Source organism: Streptomyces roseochromogenus subsp. oscitans DS 12.976 (assembly GCF_000497445.1).
Lineage (GTDB): Bacteria > Actinomycetota > Actinomycetes > Streptomycetales > Streptomycetaceae > Streptomyces > Streptomyces oscitans.
In genome coordinates this window covers 1132234-1145141 of sequence record NZ_CM002285.1, presented here as the reverse complement: position 1 = coordinate 1145141, position 12908 = coordinate 1132234, and the positions used below count along the sequence as shown (strand labels likewise).

At 68.2% G+C, this 12908-nt stretch carries 11 protein-coding genes and 2 pseudogenes; 5 read left to right on the top strand and 8 right to left on the bottom strand.

Annotated elements, in window-relative coordinates; translation table 11 throughout:
* Positions 1–392: 392 nt before the first annotated feature.
* The 5 genes and pseudogenes from M878_RS55230 to M878_RS99470 form a co-directional block, all read right to left on the bottom strand.
* Positions 393–1168 (bottom strand): annotated as a pseudogene (locus tag M878_RS55230) (IS256 family transposase); the annotation flags it as partial.
* A 470-nt stretch (positions 1169–1638) separates the two neighbouring features.
* The gene (locus tag M878_RS97315; RefSeq protein ID WP_023545081.1) at positions 1639–1950 is read right to left on the bottom strand and encodes a hypothetical protein; all 312 of its coding nucleotides are present in this window, start codon (positions 1948–1950) and stop codon (positions 1639–1641) included.
* A 61-nt stretch (positions 1951–2011) separates the two neighbouring features.
* Positions 2012–3025: a glycoside hydrolase family 16 protein gene (locus tag M878_RS47050; protein WP_023545080.1), complete on the bottom strand. Its 1014-nt coding sequence runs from the start codon at positions 3023–3025 to the stop codon at positions 2012–2014.
* Between the two features lie 417 nt (positions 3026–3442).
* Positions 3443–3655 (bottom strand): non-canonical purine NTP pyrophosphatase, encoded by a 213-nt coding sequence (locus tag M878_RS99475; RefSeq protein WP_245238038.1) that lies wholly within the window; start codon positions 3653–3655, stop codon positions 3443–3445.
* 66 nt (positions 3656–3721) lie between these two features.
* Complete coding sequence (locus tag M878_RS99470) at positions 3722–3952, bottom strand: hypothetical protein (RefSeq protein WP_245238036.1); 231 nt, start codon at positions 3950–3952, stop codon at positions 3722–3724.
* Positions 3953–4318: 366 nt separating this feature from the next.
* Here M878_RS99470 and M878_RS55220 point away from each other — a divergent pair, with 366 nt between their 5' ends.
* Complete coding sequence (locus M878_RS55220; protein WP_158692639.1) at positions 4319–4771, top strand: hypothetical protein; 453 nt, start codon at positions 4319–4321, stop codon at positions 4769–4771.
* Positions 4772–4968: 197 nt separating this feature from the next.
* On the opposite strand, the gene M878_RS97310 is transcribed toward M878_RS55220, so the two are convergent.
* Positions 4969–5139, bottom strand: coding sequence for a hypothetical protein (locus M878_RS97310; protein ID WP_023545078.1), 171 nt, complete (start codon positions 5137–5139; stop codon positions 4969–4971).
* A 310-nt stretch (positions 5140–5449) separates the two neighbouring features.
* Between M878_RS97310 and M878_RS55215 the strand changes: the two genes are divergently transcribed.
* Entirely contained in the window at positions 5450–5797 is a 348-nt protein-coding gene (locus M878_RS55215) for a hypothetical protein (RefSeq protein WP_023545077.1), read from the top strand.
* A 703-nt stretch (positions 5798–6500) separates the two neighbouring features.
* Here the strand turns inward: M878_RS55215 and M878_RS55210 are convergent.
* A pseudogene (locus M878_RS55210) lies at positions 6501–7740 on the bottom strand (IS256 family transposase).
* Positions 7741–7934: 194 nt separating this feature from the next.
* Here M878_RS55210 and M878_RS55205 point away from each other — a divergent pair.
* Positions 7935–8444, top strand: coding sequence for a hypothetical protein (locus M878_RS55205; protein WP_158692638.1), 510 nt, complete (start codon positions 7935–7937; stop codon positions 8442–8444).
* A gap of 649 nt (positions 8445–9093) precedes the next feature.
* The gene (gene panD, locus M878_RS55200) at positions 9094–9513 is read left to right on the top strand and encodes an aspartate 1-decarboxylase (RefSeq protein ID WP_031224146.1); all 420 of its coding nucleotides are present in this window, start codon (positions 9094–9096) and stop codon (positions 9511–9513) included.
* 598 nt (positions 9514–10111) lie between these two features.
* On the opposite strand, the gene gndA is transcribed toward panD, so the two are convergent.
* Positions 10112–11551, bottom strand: a complete 1440-nt coding sequence (gene gndA, locus M878_RS55195; RefSeq protein WP_023545069.1) for an NADP-dependent phosphogluconate dehydrogenase — start codon at positions 11549–11551, stop codon at positions 10112–10114.
* Between the two features lie 271 nt (positions 11552–11822).
* Between gndA and M878_RS55190 the strand changes: the two genes are divergently transcribed.
* Positions 11823–12908 (top strand): transglycosylase family protein (locus M878_RS55190; RefSeq protein ID WP_023545068.1); only part of this gene is annotated, 1086 nt, incomplete at its 3' end.

Below are 12908 nucleotides of genomic sequence, written 5' to 3'. Positions count from 1 at the left end.
GACCACGCTCACCGGGCAGCACTCGCGGCATCGGAACCGCAGTGTTCCTGGCTCGGTCGGCCGACACCCAGGCAGCGACCGAGCATTCGGCACCGACAAGACATCAACCTGGACCTGGACCTACCCTTCACGGAGTACGTCCGGGAACCGCTCCCCGAGGCCGTGATGACCGTAAACGCAGGCAACAGAGGGGCAGGCGCACATCGCGGCGCTGCGACGGAGCGGAACGTACTCCTGGACGGGCATATGGTCACCACGCCCCACCTCGCGCCACGCCTCCGTCAGACGCCTGCGCGAGCGGGGATACGACGTCGAACGGGTCGAGTCCCTGGGCGCGATGCGATCGGCAAGGCGGACGTCGTCTGCGCCACCCTGGCCACCGAGCCACTCCGGGCGTAATGCGTGCGGCATCGCTGCCAGGAGGCGCCGGGCAGGACTGCTCCGATCGCGTTCACCAGGCCGGTGTGGGCGTCGGAGATGACCAGTTGGACGCCGGACAGGCCGCGGGCAGTCAGGGAGCGCAGGAAGGCGAGCCAGCCGGCGCCGTCCTCGGCGGTGGCGACGTCGAGGCCGAGGATCTCGCGGTGCCCGTCGGCGTTGACGCCGACCGCGATCAGCGCGTGGACGTTGATGATGCGGCCGCCCTCGCGGACCTTCTGGGTCAGCGCGTCGACCCAGACAAACGCATACGGCCCGGCGTCCAGGGGCCGGTTACGGAAGGCGGTGACCTGCTCGTCGAGGTGTTTGGCCATTGCGCTGACCTGGGACTTCGACAGCTGGGTGACGCCGGGGGACTCGGCGAGCTTCTCGACTCTGCGGGTGGAGACGCCGAGCAGATAGGCGGTGGCCACCACCGAGATCAGGGCCTGCTCGGCCCGCCGGCGTCGCTCCAGCAGCCAGTGCGGGAAGTAACTGCCCTGACACAGCTTGGGGATGGCCAGTTCGACAGTGCCGGCGCGGGTGTCCCACTCGCGCCGGCGGTAGCCGTTGCGGTGGTCGACTCGCTCGTCGCGACCTGCCCGTACTCTGCATTGCAGAGAGCGTCGGCCTCCGCGGACATGAGCGCGTCGGCGAACGTCTTGACCATCGCGCGCAGCAGATCGGGACTCGCCGCGGCGAGATTGTCCTCGGCGAGGGCGTGCAGAGGCAGACTGTCAGGTGCGGTCATCGTGCTGATCTCCTTCGAGCTTCGACACCTCGAAGATCAGCCGGTGGCCGTTCGTCTATGCGAGGGGGAGAAGCTGCTGGTGAGCAGGCCGAGCAGCTGGAGCCTCGGGCATGGCCTGGCAGTTCGCCCGGCTCTTGGCAGCCGGTGCCCGAGGCTGCTGCAGCCCTGAGAAAGCACGGAGGCCGCCCAGGGGTGGTGCCTCACTGGGCGGACACCGATGACGGCAAGGACCCTGACACGGCTCGGGGCATTGTTCGGGCAGCAGCTGTCTGGCCGGCCGGATGTGCCAGTGGTCCCGGGTACGCCGACGCCGTGGGGCCAGGCGGCCCAGGTCTGAGTGACACCGCGCAGCATGTTGGTGACGCCGGTGGCCGGGATGCCCGGCTCGTCCTCCAGTCCCTTGGGCCACGTCCGGTCTGCACCGTCGATCCGAGGACTCACGGCGGGCGCTCTCCGGCTCCGCTGGGCTTTCAGGGTGAGCCGATGACCATGATCGCCGACGGGAGGTTGTACCAGATGCCGCCCTCCTGGTAGGCCCCGAATATCGTGTAGGTGCCGGCGTTGAAACTCTTCGCCGCGGTGGTCAGCGTGTACCCGGCCTGAGTGATCACCACGTTGTGCGCGCCGTGGAAGTCCTGGTTGTTCCCGGCACTGTCGCGCACGGCCACCGTGAGCGTCTGCACGGTGAGCGCGGTGTCGGCGGAGACCTCCAACACCGCCGAGAACGCCTCGCCGGCCGTGGCGTAGGCAGGTCCCAGGTAGTCCTGTGTGACTGCCGGCATCGTCTCTCCTCCTCCGTTCGCGGGCTTCTCTCGCGGCGTGGTCTCCTGCTCTGCGTCAGTCTCAGCGCCAGACCTGGATGTAGTCGGCTCGGAAGACCAGCGGGCCGGGGGGTATCGGGGTGGGGTGGAACGCGCCGGCGCAGACCGACAGGTTGAGGATCAGGAACGCCGTCCAACTCGCCGGAACGCCGGTCCCGTCGGAGAAGACCCTCGTGCCGTTGATGTACCAGTCCACCGACGTCGCGCCGTAGAGCGTGCCGATGGTCACCCATACCAGGGGGGCCACGGCTTGGGCGTTGGTGTAGTAGTCCTGCCCGAAGCGAACGTGGTTGGTGAACTCCAGCAGATTGGGGTTGTCCGGGTGGTACTCGAAGTTGTCCACCTCGTTGTCCCCGTCCCGCCACGTCCACAGCGCGGGCCAGGCTCCGAGTTCGGCCGGCATCTGGACCAGGGTCTCGACGTAGTCGTTCGCCCGGACCTCGAACGCCTCGAGGGTTCCCTCGGTGGTGATCAGTCCGGTGTTCCACGCCTTCTTGCCGTTCTCCAGCGTTTCGTTCCCGGGAACGGCGGTGAACGTCACGATGTTGTTCGCGACCGTGACTTTGTCGGCGTGGATCCAATCGAGTTTGTCGTCGTTCGGATTATGGGTGTAGTACTGATAGGCACTGGTGCCGGCGCTGTTCCATCGGTCGCGGGAGAGCGGGTGTTCGAAGTGTTCGGCCCACACCACGCTCTTTCCCTCGGTGGGACCGCTCCCGCCGCCATGGGCCTCGCCGACGATCATCAGAACCGAGGGCAGGCTGTACCACACACCGCCCAGCTGGTAGGCCCCGAAGATCGTGTATTCCCCGGGGTAGAAGGTCTTCGACGGGGTCGTCAGTGTGTAGCCGGCCGGGGTGATGGTCACGTTGTGCACACCGATGAAGTCCAGGTTGTGCCCGAACGCGTCGCGTACTGCTACGGTCAGCGTCTGGGCGGTGAAGCTCACGGTGGAGCGGACCTTCAGAGTGGCCGCGACCTCGTTTCCGGCGATTGCGTAGGCGGGCGCGAGGTAGAGCTGCGTCACGGTCGGCATTGCCAGCCTCCATTGGTGTGCGTGTCCGTGCGGCTCTGACGCGTGGCACAAGCGGCAGGTCGTCACGCGCGGGGCCCGGCCGTGAGTCCTGCGTCGATGGGTTCCGTGGAGGGCTGTCTTCCCTGCGCATATTCGACGCGGGGAGGGGACACCGGACGCTCTTGTGTGCCCACCAAGGCGACGGTCGGTCAGCTCACCACCGGTGAAAAGGCTTCGTCTGGGCGTAACCCCGGCTTGCTACTTCTCTTTGATAGCGAACTGCCCATGGCAAGGGAAGAGGGCCTCAGATTTTTAGTAGTGAATAAGATAATCTGATTGCGCCGCTGTTCTCTGCCGCACCACCCAGGTCGCACCGCTCCGGCAGAGCACGTGACTGCTGATCGGTCAGTTGCGGGGCAGAGCAGATGCTATCGCTCCCTACCCGGCCGAACCTCTTTTCCACTCATTGAAGATGCGATTCTGCTCTTCCGCAGGGAGAGCAGCAAGCGTCGTTGACGCGCCATCTGGAATGAAGATCGACCACAGATCCGGCCACCATCGAGGCCCATCTTCTCGGTCCGGCACGGGCGCAAGGGTCCCCGCGCTACGCGTGTCGTCCGCGAACGTGTACGACTGGCCGCCCGCATCCACGTAGACGGCAGCACTGGCGAACCGGCACGAGCGCGTCTTCGTGAGCGCCGCGAGGTGCGTGAGACGTCAGGACCGAAGGCTTCGAGCGCGTGCTTGACCATCGGCCCGGGTTTTGTGCTGTGCGATCACCGCCATGGAAGTCGTCTGGATTTCATCGAGTTCCAGTACCGCCCGCCACTGCGATACGCCATGGTGCGAGATGTTCCTGAGCTGTGCGGAACTGCCGTGCAGCCAAGCCAAGCTGGCCTCGATCTGGCTGATGGTTCGGCGCTCGGCGGCACCGACATCGGCGATCACTCCCCGGCAACTCGGCACCCTTCTTGATCGTACGAGGTCGACGAGAAGCTGACCGTCGTCATCGTCTTGGCGCTGGGCGCCCTGATCGCACCTACTCCGGCAGGCCAGAGAATCCAGAACAATCTGGGGCAACTTGCCAGCGGCGTCACGTAGGTCGGCCGATGAGCCCCCGTACTCACGAGTCACCACCTGCCCATCTGGGGCGGTGTACGATCCGCGTTCGATCATTGCTGCTGGAGGGGGCTGGGGATGAGGGTGTCGTTGCGGCGGCTTGCGGCTGGTGTGGCTGCCGGGGCCGTGCTGGTGGCGCTTGGGGCAGGGTCGGCGAACGCGGCGGGGTATGCGGGGAAGTTGCACTTCGGGCGAGTGACCGGAGTGCCGAAGAGTGTGCACCGTGGGCAGACGATCACAGTGGAGCTGTGGTTTCGTCAAAGCTCCCCGTACTACGTCGAGGTCCACTCGTACGGGCTGCACTTCTGGAACCCAGCGGGTGTGAACGCTCGCGGGGAGTCGGCGCCAGGTGTGACGGTGACCTGGTACGACTCGGCGAAGAAGCGGTGGGTGCCCTCGGATGAACGGATGGACCGCAACTCGAATCAGATCTGGGACGTTCCCGGGCGCGGAGTGATGGTGCCGTCGGGGGTGTGGAACCACCAGCTGGCGCAGATCACCTTCGCGTCGTCGGCGAAGTCCGGTCTGTGGCACTTCGAGGGTGAGGCACCGGCGTCTTGGTCGGTAGTGACGAAGTCCGGTGATGGAACCTCTGCTGACCTGCAGCTGGACCAGCCGCCACTCCAGCAGATCCGGGTGACCAAGTAGTTCTGTTCCTCTGTGAGCCGAGGTGCCCGACCGGACGGACGGGCACCTCGGTGGGCTGGTGGGGCAGCAGTCGCATGCCGGTTCACCGGCACCCGCAACAGGTACTCGGCCGCAGACGGAACGATGCCTGCCCGAATTCGTGGCCGCCAGGATCATCCCGCCATAGCTGCCTGGACCTCATCGAGCCGCTCCGTCCACTACTGCAGCAGCGCCTCATCGTCCAGGAACAGATCGTCGAAGCCGTGGTTGCCGCGCTTGTGGTGAAAGCTCAGCTGCCAGAAGTCGGTCATCCGCTTCCGCCACGGTCGCTGCACCTCATCGGCGAGATCCTCCGGTGACAGTTCGACCGCCCACCGATAGCCGGCCACGAGTGGGGACTCGTGTGAAAGTGTCCAAGCAGTTCGTCCGCACTGCAACCGCCCTGGCCGTACGCATCCCACCCAGCGGCGGGGAGGCCACGGCACCCGAGGAGTCCATGAGAAGGACGTCGCCCCCGGCGCGGGTGCCCAGCCAGCGAAGCAGCACACCAGATCTACTGTGCGGTTCGACACCGGAACGCCCCCTTCGCAGTGCAATGTTACCCTTCGTGCCACCCTTCGACGCCGTAGCTTCCGTTGTGCCCGCCCGGCACCAGGCCGGGCAGCAGCTCCCGCCGAGCGGGAGAGGGAGGGGAACGGAATGAAACTCAGGAAGCGCCTCGCAAGCAGCGCCGCCGCGCTCGGTCTGGCCACCGCAGGCGTCGTCGGCGTAGGGGCCACGGCGGTGCCCGCCAGTGCCACCGCGCACTCGGACACCACGAGCGCCGCCCCCGTGTCATCGATGGTGGCGACGCAGGCGCCGGTGAAGCACGTCAACGGCTCTCCGAACCCGAAAGCCGCCTTCCGTGCGCTCTCCAACAAGGTTCAGACAACGTCGGCCCACCAGAAAGCGATCCTGGGCGGGCTCACGGTGCGCTACGAGAAGGTATCCCTGGTGTCCCTGCCCGCCGCTACCAGGGCGGCGCTAAGACGGCGCAGACGAACGTGACGCCGAACGCCGTGTACGTCGCGGAGCTCGTCAGCAGTTGTTGCAGCGGCAGGTGTTGGTGATGAGGTTGAACCAACTGTCGCAGGCGTTGCACCAGATCGATCCGGGCATCGGGGGAGTCTTGGAGCGCTGCATATTGCGGTCGTGCACACCGGTGGGGATTCCTTTCGGAAGTTGCGGGGCAGTTGGGCACGGGGCCCGTCGGAGGCGAGGACTGCGACGATGCGGTCGAAGTCCTTGGGCTGCCAGAGGGCGGTGTCGTAGCCGCAGGCGGCGAATGAGCCAGTCGCGCCGTGCAGCGATCGTGCGGACGTGGCGGCGGAACTGCTCCTCGGCCACGTGGCACTCCGACGCGGGCGCGGGTCAGTGGCTTCGAGGAAAGCGGCGCATTGCTCGGCGGCGTCCGGGTCTGGCTTGGGCTGCTGCGTGACGGGGACGGGCGGAATCCGGAGGCTGCGCCGCTGTTCCTTGGGGAGTTCGGGCAGGAGGCGCCGGGTCTGTTCCTGGAGGAGTCCATCGAGGGTGCGGCTGTACCGCTCCAGGATGAGGGCCTCGTATAGAGCGTTTTCGTCAGCCATGGCGAATGGTTGGCTTCGCCCGTTCCCTTTGTGGAGGATCGAACTGCTGCAGTCTCCATCACAACTGTGGGTCACGTCCGCTGGAGTGGTGTATCGACGGCCACTCGGTGATCTCTTCTTTGAGGCTATGCGGTGAGTTCGGTGGGCAGGGCGGTGTCGTCGGTTTGTGACTCGATCGGGTGGAGGCGGGCCTTCGCGAGCAGGTCGAGGCCCATGTAGCGGCGGGCTTCTGGCCACTCGTCGTTCTGCTCGGCCAGGACCGGCGCCGACGAGCCGGATGACGGCGGTGCGGTCGGGGAAGATGCCGACCACGTCGGTGCGGCGGCGGATCTCCTTGTTCAGCCGCTCCTGCGGGTTGTTCGACCAGATCTGCCGCCAGATCTCCCGCGGGAAGGCTGTGAAGGCCAGCACGTCGTGCTGGGCGGCGTCCAAGTGGGCTGCGGCCTTGGGGAACTTGGCCCCCAGCGCGTCCAGGACGTGCCGCATCTGTGCTTGGACCGCGTCGGTGTCGGGCTGTTCGAAGACCGTCCGCAGCAGCGTGGCCACCCAGGGCTGGGCCGACTTCGGGACCTGGCTCAGCAAGTTCCTCGCGTAGTGGGTGCGGCATCGCTGCCACGAGGCGCCGGGCAGCACCGCACCGATCGCGTCGACGAGGCCGGCGTGTGCGTCGGAGATGACGAGCTGGACGCCGGACAGGCCGCGGGCGATCAGGGAACGCAGGAAGGCCAGCCAGCCGGCGCCGTCCTCAGCGGTGGCCACGTCCAGGCCGAGGATCTCGCGGTGCCCGTCGGCGTTGACACCGACCGCGATCAGCGCATGAACATTGACGATGCGACCGCCCTCGCGGACCTTCTGGGTGAGCGCGTCGACCCAGACGAACGAGTACGGGCCGGCGTCCAGGGGACGGTTACGGAAGGCGGTGACCTGCTCTTCCAGGTGCTTGGCCATCGCACTGACCTGGGACTTCGACAGCTGCGTCACTCCGAGGGACTCGGCGAGCTTCTCCACTCGGCGGGTGGAGACACCGAGCAGGTAGGCGGTGGCGACCACCGAGATCAGAGCCTGTTCGGCCCGGCGGCGACGCTCGAGAAGCCAGTGCGGAAAGCAACTGCCCTGCCTCAGCTTGGGAACAGCAAGCTCGACGGTCCCGGCCCTCGTGTCCCACTCGCGCGGGCGGTAGCCGTTGCGGTGGTTGACTCTCGCGTCGCTGACCTGCCCGTATTCGGCGTTGCAGAGCGCGTCGGCCTCGGCGGACATGAGCGCGTCGGCGAATGTCTTGATCATCGCGCGCAGCAGATCGGGACTCGCCCCGGCGAGGTTCTCCCCGGCGAGGGCATGCAGGGGCAGACTGTCAGGTGCGGTCATCGTGCTGATCTCCTTCGTGACTCGACATCTCGAAGATCAGCCGGTGGCCGTTTCTTGTATCCGGACCCTCACTCCGACGCCGGGCCAAACACCCGGATCAGGTGGGAGTCCGTACACCACTTCTCAGGACGCAACCGGAGGGGTTGCCGGCAATACGTTGGCAGCCAACGGCCCAGCACATATAGCCTCCTGGCATGTCCGAGACACTTGGAGGTCACGCGGTGCGTTGGCGTATGCCGCCGCAGATGGTCGGCGGGCAAGCACTCGGCCCCGTCGTCATGGCCCGCTCCGGACGCGGAGTCGTGGTTGTCCGGCAGGTGCTCGCATTTCCCACCGGCGTCTTGATCGAGGTGGAGGCCCACGGGCGAGGCACATGGTCTGATTCAGACCTGGACGGTTCTCCGCTGCGGTTCTCGATCCGGTTCGGGGACGGCCGTGTGGCCGTCCTGGACGATGATGCTGGGCTCCGGAACGGCCAGGGGCCAATGCTGCACGCGTACCAGACGCAGAGCAGTGGCGGCGGCCCGGACGCCAGCGAAGAGATCCAGATGAGTTTGTGGCTGTGGCCGCTCCCTCCCGCTGGCCCGGTCGGTGTGACGTGCTCATGGGTGAGTGCTGGAATCGGCAGTGCCGAACTCGTCCTGGACGGCGACGCTCTCTGCTCAGCCGCTGAGCAAGCAGAACCGTTCTGGCCCGCGCAGTAGCCAGTAGGTGCTTCTGCCCCCAGCCCGGTCGGTGGGGCGGGCGGTGAGGTGCGTGCTCCAGTCGCGTTGGGCATGGGGGGGCCACTTCAATGCGGCGTGGGTGTGGACGTCGATGAGGTCGGCCCGTACCGGTGCGGGCAGCTCGGTGGCGAGAGCGATCAGGGCGGCGGTGCGGGCCGGTCTGGTGTGGATGCCGTGGCGTGCGGCCGGTCGTTGAACGCTTTGTGGCTGAGCGGGTTGCCGGGAACGACGCCGGGGAACAGCCATGGGGCCTGGTCACTGAGGCTTCGGGTCAGGGCAGAGCGCCGGCGGGGTGGGATCCACAGACTGGCCTTGCCGAGCTGGAGGAACGCCTTCTCCGGTGTGGATCCTTGTATCTGGTTGATGGTCAGGTGACGCAATTCGTTCGCCGAGGGTGCCGTAGAGGAGGACCCCGCGCCCGGCCCGGTACCGCGCCGCACGCTGCCGCGAGGTGCGGAAGACCGCCTCACCGTCGTCCGCTGCGGCGGCACGCGCGTCAGCAACAGGTCAGTGTCAGTCCTCAAACACCCGGCGACAGCTGACCACACATGCGAAACGTTGTAGCCTCCGAACATCGCCCTTGACCTGCAAAAAGCAGGCAGGGAGCAGACGAATCGGGAGTTTCTTCGTGTTTCGTACGATGTTCAAGTCCAAGATCCATCGAGCCACCGTCACCCAGGCCGACCTGCACTATGTGGGATCGGTGACCATCGACGCCGACCTGCTCGACGCCGCCGACCTGCTGCCGGGCGAGCTCGTGCACATCGTCGACATCACCAACGGTGCCCGGCTGGAGACGTACGTCATCGAGGGCGAGCGCGGGTCCGGGGTGATCGGGATCAACGGAGCGGCGGCCCATCTCGTCCACCCCGGGGACCTGGTGATCATCATCAGCTACGCCCAGGTCACCGACACCGAGGCGCGCGAGCTGAAGCCGCGGGTCGTGCATGTCGACGCCGACAACCGGATCGTGTCCCTCGGCGCCGACCCGTCCGAGCCGGTCCCCGGCTCCGACCAGCGGCGCAGCCCGCAGTCCGTCCCGGCCTGACCAGCGGCGCACCTTCTCAGCCCGTGCCGGCCCGATCAGGGACCGCGCCGGGAGCCGGCCGGAAGGCGTGCCGCGACCATGCGTGAGCGGGCGCATTCCGGACGGCGCCGAGCGGGCGGCTCGCCCTGTCGGGTGAGTGGCCGCTCGGGGGCCGGGTAGGTGGGGGAGTAGTCCAGAGGCGACGCCCCGCGAGTGCCCGGAGGACACCATGACACACCCGTTCCCCGACCCCGTCCCACCAGGCCCGGCCCCGGACCCCTACCCCACCCCGGTCCCACCCCCCGAGCCGGGCCCCCAGCCCACGCCACCCCCACCAGAACCCACCCCGCCCCCACCGGAGCCCACCCCACCCCCGGGCCCACCGGAACCCTCCCCGTCCCCGATCCCGCCGGGCCCCGAGCCCGTACCCAACCCAGAACCGGGCCCTCCGCTCACCTGAAAGCACCGGGCACCACGGAAAGGCGCGCGGAGCTGTACCGATGTGCGGCTCCACCGCGATGGGGGTCCCCCGGGTTCGAGCGAGGCCGATAACCTGAGAACCTGGGGGAGCGACCAACCCCCACGAGCGCACGCGCCGACCGCGAGTTCCCCCACCCCCTTACGCGGAAGCTTCCGACCGGTCCCCGCCCCACAACGTGTGGAACGCCCCCTCCCGGTCCACCCGCCGATACGTGTGCGCCCCGAAAAAGTCCCGCTGTCCCTGCGTCAGAGCCGCCGGCAGGCGCTCGGCGCGCAACCCGTCGTAGTACGCCAGCGCCGCCGCGAACCCCGGCGTCGGCACACCCTGCCGCACCGCCGCGATCACCACCTCACGCCAGTCGTCCTGCGCGTCCGCGATCTCGCGTGCGAACGTCTCGTCCGACAGCAGGCTGGGCAGATCGGCACGGGCGTCGTACGCGGCGCGGATGCGGTCCAGGAACGCCGCCCGGATGATGCAGCCGCCCCGCCAGATCGAGGACACCGCACCGAGGTCGATGTCCCAGCCGTACTCCTCGCTGCCCGCGGCGATCTCGTGGAAGCCCTGCGTGTACGACACGATCTTGGACGCGTACAGCGCCTGCTCCACCCGGTCGGCGAAGGCCGCCGCCTCCTCCTTGCCCAGCGGCACCGCCTGCGGCCCCGCCAGCTCCCGCGAGGCCTCACGGAGCCCCGCGTGCCCGGACAGCGAGCGCGCGAAGACCGCCTCGGCGATGCCGGACACCGGAACGCCCAGGTCGAGGGCGATCTGGACCGTCCAGCGGCCCGTGCCCTTCTGCTCCGCCTGGTCCACCACCACATCCACGAACGGCTTGCCCGTCGACGCGTCCACGTGGGAGAGCACCTCGGCCGTGATCTCGATCAGGTACGAGTCGAGCCGGCCCTGGTTCCAGATGCGGAAGATCTCCGCGATCTCGGCGGGGGAGTACCCGGCGACGTCACGCAGCAGCTGGTAGGCCTCGCCGATCAGCTGCATGTCGGCGTATTCGATGCCGTTGTGGACCATCTTCACGAAGTGCCCGGCGCCGTCGGGGCCCACATGCGTCACACAGGGCGCGCCGTCCTTCGCCTTCGCGGAGATCTTCTCCAGCATCGGCCCCAGCGAGTCGTACGACGCCGTCGGGCCGCCCGGCATGATGCTCGGCCCGTGCAGCGCGCCCTCCTCGCCGCCGGAGACGCCCATGCCGACAAAGTGGATGCCCTGCTCGCGCAGCGCCCTCTCCCGGCGCCGGGTGTCCGCGAAGTGCGCGTTGCCGCCGTCGATGATCATGTCACCGGGCTCCAGCAGCGGCGCGAACTCCTGGATCACGGCGTCCGTCGGCTCACCGGCCTTCACCATGATCACCAGGCGGCGCGGGCGCTCCAGCGCCGCCACGAACTCCTCGGCGGTCTCGGCCTTGATGAAGTCGCCCTCGCCGCCGAACTCCTCCACCAGCGCCTTGGTACGCGACGCCGTACGGTTGTGCACGGCGACCGTGTAGCCGTTGCGGGCGAAGTTCCGGGCGAGGTTGCGGCCCATGACCGCGAGGCCCGTGACACCGATCTGCGCTGAAGTGCTCATACCGCCTGCTCCTTGGCTGCCTCGTGACTACGGCTCCGTCAGTACGGGTCCTCGCCCATCCTGACGTGCCGCCCTGGCGGGCGCACATGGGACCCGCCGGGCTTGAGTACGCGACAACAGCGCCCGAAGCCTCAGTCTTCCGTGGATCAGGCCAAGCGGGGGACTTTCCAGGCCACTTGAGGGGTGCGTGCGGCCGGTTTTCCGTCTTGTCATGGCCTGTTCGCGGCGCTTACTTTTGCCCCTCCTGACGCATGCCGAGGGGAAGTCGGACATGGCCGTACGCGGCCGGCACCGCCGGTACCAGCCGAACAGGATCAACCGCGCCTCACTCACCGTCACGGCGGGCGGCGCCGGACTCGCGATCCCTCTGGTCGCCGCCGGCACGGCCGACGCGGCCGACGCCTCCACCTGGAACAAGGTCGCCGCCTGCGAGTCCAGCGGCGACTGGAGCATCAACACGGACAACGGCTACTACGGCGGGCTGCAGTTCACCCAGTCCACCTGGGAGGCGTACGGCGGCACCCGGTACGCGCCGCGTGCAGACCTCGCCACCCGGGACCAGCAGATCGCCGTCGCCGAGAAGGTCCTCGACGGGCAGGGGCCGGGCGCCTGGCCGGTGTGCTCGGTGCGGGCCGGGCTCACCCGGGGGGACGCCGGCCCCGGCCGGCACACCGAGAGCGTGCACACGGACAGCGCCGCGCCCCGGCCCATGACCGCCGAGAAGAAGAGTTCCGTACGCGACGTACGCCCGCAGACCACCCCGCAGTCCCGCGCGGGCCGGACCGAGATGTACACCGTGGTGCACGGCGACACGCTCTCCGGCATCGCCGAGGACCACCACGTCCGCGGCGGCTGGCACACGCTCTACGCCGGCAACCGCACGATCATCGGCGCCGATCCCGACCTGATCCTGCCGGGCCAGCGGCTCAGCCTGCGCGGCACGGCCGGCACCAAGTCCCCGGGCACCAAGTCCCATGAGAAGAAGGCCTCTTCGGGGCACAAGGCCTCGCCGCAGAAGACCAGGAGCAGCGGCCGCACACTCGCCGCGCCGGTCGACGCCCCCATCGGCACCGGTTACCGCGTCGCGGGATCGCACTGGTCGAAGGGCTACCACACCGGCGTCGACTTCCTCGTGCCCACCGGCACCTCCGTGCAGGCTGCAGAGACCGGGCAGGTGGTGGCCGCGGGCTGGGGCGGCGCGTACGGCTACCAGGTGGTCATCCGGCACGCCGACGGCCGCTACACCCAGTACGCCCACCTGTCGGCGATCTCGGTGCGGATCGGGCAGACCGTCGCCACGGGCCAGCGCATCGGCCGTTCCGGAGCCACCGGAAACGTCACCGGTCCGCACCTGCAC

What these genes read in the sequence shown, in the direction of transcription:
- gndA (WP_023545069.1), bottom strand. Translation starts at nt 11,551, where the DNA reads ATGAGCACTTCAGCGCAGATCGGTGTCACGGGCCTCGCGGTCATGGGC.
- M878_RS47050 (WP_023545080.1), bottom strand. Translation starts at nt 3,025, where the DNA reads ATGCCGACCGTGACGCAGCTCTACCTCGCGCCCGCCTACGCAATCGCC.
- M878_RS55205 (WP_158692638.1), top strand. Translation starts at nt 7,935, where the DNA reads ATGTCCGAGACACTTGGAGGTCACGCGGTGCGTTGGCGTATGCCGCCG.
- M878_RS97315 (WP_023545081.1), bottom strand. Translation starts at nt 1,950, where the DNA reads ATGCCGGCAGTCACACAGGACTACCTGGGACCTGCCTACGCCACGGCC.
- M878_RS55215 (WP_023545077.1), top strand. Translation starts at nt 5,450, where the DNA reads ATGAAACTCAGGAAGCGCCTCGCAAGCAGCGCCGCCGCGCTCGGTCTG.